Raw genomic sequence first — 2,935 nt, 5'->3', positions numbered from 1 at the left:
AGAGGTAATTGACTCATATGATTAAATATTTAAAAAGTACAACTCAAAGTTAATCATTTTTTCAATTACCCTAAGTTTTTTTATTTAAATCCCTTGAAAACAATAAGTTAGACTTATAATTCACGTTAAAAGAAATATATGGTGAGTAACAAAACGAAGGACAGAAGGGCAGCCGATAACAGCGTGTATGTGGCAATAGCGGGTGAAGTTGTAAATCGAAAGTCTGTGCTTCCAAGAAACTTTGTGCTAAACGGACAGGAAAGTGCTTCTAATCCGCTACTGCACATACACGCAAATCGTTGTGTGCAATGGTAAAAAGACACCGAAACCACAAATAACCCGATAAAAAAGAGTAAATTTGAACCTTAAAATCAACATAAGTAAGAAAATAAGATGACACTTTGGAACAACGACATTGAAATACAATTTTTTACAGAAGCATTAAAGAACTTTGCTTCTCCTGAACAGCTATTTTATAATTTACAGGGTGGCTATTTTGCCTATGTTCCAAAAGGTTCAGATGCAGAAGGGCAAACCTTACAAAGCAGAAATGCACTTATTGGACAGTTCACAGAAAAGTGGTGCAAAACACTTTTTGAACCAATCGCCAAAGAATTAGACTTACACGCTGTAAATAGTGTTGTTTGTGACGAACTTGGTTTGTCAAGACAATCAAGTGCAGACCTTGCATTTTGCACAACAAATAATACAGTGCAAAAGCCCGAAAACATAAAACTTCTGTTTGAGATTAAAATGAGCGTAGTTTCCAATTATAAATTTATTCACCCAAATAAGGTAGAATATGTTGGCGACTATAAACAACACAAAGGAAACCCTTCATTACTACGTTCTGATTCAATGCTTAAAGCCATTGGAAAATCAATTAATGTTCGTGTTTCAGGTATTGCATCAACGAAAATCCCCATTGTTGTCTTAGGAAACAGCCCTATAACTGACAGCTACATTAAAAAGGTTGATTTTTTAAAAACTTCAGGTGTTATTCAAGGTTTTTGGTCGTTGAACCCAAATCCTACAAATGCTGACTATGTTAAGAATACCCCGAAATTTGGTTTCCAAACAATTTTAGACAAAAAACAACTCTATGACAATTGTAAAGAACTTGTAATTAATGATATGAATTACTTTTCTTCAATGATTTCAAAATTAAAACTTGGAGAGATTATAAGAATAGCAAGTCAAGAAGCCACAGATATTGCAAAAGCAGAGAAATTTTTAACTTTAATCCGAAGCTAAAATGAAAAGAACAAAAGGAACAGAAACAAGTGCTTTCGGAACAAAGGGAAGAATTAATCACGACAGTTCAAAGTTTTATAATTCAAAACTTTACACAGAACTTAGCGAAAAAAAAATTCTTGACAAGAATGAAAATGAATTTCCGAAAGTGTTGGAAAATAAATTTATTCTTGGTACGGCAGAAAATATGAAAGAGATACCCGACAACTCGGTGCACTTAATGATTACTTCGCCACCTTACAATGTTTCAAAAGAGTATGATGAAGATTTATCACTAAAGGAATATTTGCAACTTTTAGAAAACTCTTTTAGAGAAACCTACAGAGTGTTAGTCAATGGTGGTCGGGCTTGCATAAATGTAGCCAATCTTGGAAGAAGACCATATATACCACTTTCTGACTATATTTCTAAAATGATGATAGATATTGGCTTTAATATGCGTGGAGAAATCATTTGGAACAAGGCAGCAAGTGCAAGTCCTTCAACAGCTTGGGGTAGTTGGCAAAGTGCAGCTAATCCAATTTTGAGAGATATACATGAATACATTTTAGTATTTTCAAAAGGTGACTACAAAAGAGATAAAGGGAAAAAAGAAAATACCATAACAAAAGAACAGTTTATGGAGTGGACAAAATCTATATGGACAATGAACGCAGAAAGTGCAAGAAGAATTGGACATCCAGCACCTTTTCCAGAAGAACTTCCTTATAGACTAATTCAACTTTATTCCTTTAAAGGAGATATAATCCTTGACCCTTTTATGGGCAGTGGAACAACAGCAGTTGCTGCCATTAAATCAGAAAGAAAATTTGTAGGTTACGATATTTCACAAGAATATATTGACTTGTCAGAAAAAAGACTGAAACCATTATTAGAACAGACAACTCTAAAATTTGCGACAGTTGAAAATGACGAAGAATAGAACCACTGCACACAACAGCGTGTATGTGGCAATAGCGGGTTAAGTGGTAAATCGAAGGTCTGTGCATCTAACAAACATTGTGCTAAACGGAGAGGAAAGTACTTCTAATCCGCTACTGCACATACACGCAAACCGTTGGCAGCAATGGTAACGGACGACACTACCAAGACCAAACGGACAGAAAAAACGAGCAGACAATGACACAAGACAAAGATTTAATTTTTGCCCAACACACATTTTTTTGTTTTTCTGCCACCGCACAAGTGGCACATTTGGTTTTGCCCGACACACAACGCCAACGCTTCGCAAAACCAAAAGAGCCACTTTTTTCCAACGCTTTGAATACAGCGTTTCAGAATTTTACTAACTTTGCCACCAAATGAAGTTTTTTGCATACATATTCAGCATTTACATTTTGGCATTATCAGTAATGCCTTGTAGTGATGCGTCTAATGATTGCAGAAGTAAAACCGAAGTTGCAGAACGTGCAGATGCTCACAGCCACAAGAGCGACCATAACGATACTTGCAGTCCGTTTTGTACTTGTACTTGTTGTGGTACAACGGCAAGTACAAATCTCGGAGTTTATAAACTTTATTTCAGTCCTCCGACAAAATTTTTAGTTTGAAAAAGTAAAAAAAGAGCCATATAATTGTTGAGAGAAAAAACAAAGTTTATATGGCTCACACACAAGGGAAAGCTTTACGCAAAGGTAATGAAATGTTAGCTGTTTTGCAAAAATATTTATCAGATTGGCAT

At 35.3% G+C, this 2,935-nt stretch carries 5 protein-coding genes; all 5 read left to right on the top strand.

The features are described 5' to 3' along the window. Positions 1-138 precede the first annotated feature (138 nt). The 5 genes from Rain11_RS13965 (at position 139) to Rain11_RS13845 (ending at position 2,804) form a co-directional block, all read left to right on the top strand. Positions 139-315: a hypothetical protein gene (locus tag Rain11_RS13965; RefSeq protein WP_165778155.1), complete on the top strand. Its 177-nt coding sequence runs from the start codon at positions 139-141 to the stop codon at positions 313-315. A 78-nt stretch (positions 316-393) separates the two neighbouring features. After that, entirely contained in the window at positions 394-1,254 is an 861-nt protein-coding gene (locus Rain11_RS13595) for a hypothetical protein (RefSeq protein ID WP_101359915.1), read from the top strand. A gap of 1 nt (position 1,255) precedes the next feature. Continuing rightward, positions 1,256-2,176: a DNA-methyltransferase gene (locus tag Rain11_RS13590; protein WP_101359914.1), complete on the top strand. Its 921-nt coding sequence runs from the start codon at positions 1,256-1,258 to the stop codon at positions 2,174-2,176. 197 nt (positions 2,177-2,373) lie between these two features. Continuing rightward, positions 2,374-2,559, top strand: a complete 186-nt coding sequence (locus Rain11_RS13585; protein ID WP_101359913.1) for a hypothetical protein — start codon at positions 2,374-2,376, stop codon at positions 2,557-2,559. Beyond that, complete coding sequence (locus Rain11_RS13845) at positions 2,556-2,804, top strand: DUF6660 family protein (RefSeq protein ID WP_133121600.1); 249 nt, start codon at positions 2,556-2,558, stop codon at positions 2,802-2,804. Before Rain11_RS13585 ends, Rain11_RS13845 begins: the two co-directional genes overlap by 4 nt. Positions 2,805-2,935: the final 131 nt, after the last annotated feature.

Source organism: Raineya orbicola, assembly GCF_002843425.1.
Classification (GTDB): domain Bacteria; phylum Bacteroidota; class Bacteroidia; order Cytophagales; family Thermonemataceae; genus Raineya; species Raineya orbicola.
The sequence above is the reverse complement of the archived record's forward strand: the minus strand, read 5'-3'. Positions and strand labels throughout refer to the sequence as shown.

What these genes read in the sequence shown, in the direction of transcription:
- Rain11_RS13965 (WP_165778155.1), top strand. Translation starts at nt 139, where the DNA reads ATGGTGAGTAACAAAACGAAGGACAGAAGGGCAGCCGATAACAGCGTG.
- Rain11_RS13595 (WP_101359915.1), top strand. Translation starts at nt 394, where the DNA reads ATGACACTTTGGAACAACGACATTGAAATACAATTTTTTACAGAAGCA.
- Rain11_RS13590 (WP_101359914.1), top strand. Translation starts at nt 1,256, where the DNA reads ATGAAAAGAACAAAAGGAACAGAAACAAGTGCTTTCGGAACAAAGGGA.
- Rain11_RS13585 (WP_101359913.1), top strand. Translation starts at nt 2,374, where the DNA reads ATGACACAAGACAAAGATTTAATTTTTGCCCAACACACATTTTTTTGT.
- Rain11_RS13845 (WP_133121600.1), top strand. Translation starts at nt 2,556, where the DNA reads ATGAAGTTTTTTGCATACATATTCAGCATTTACATTTTGGCATTATCA.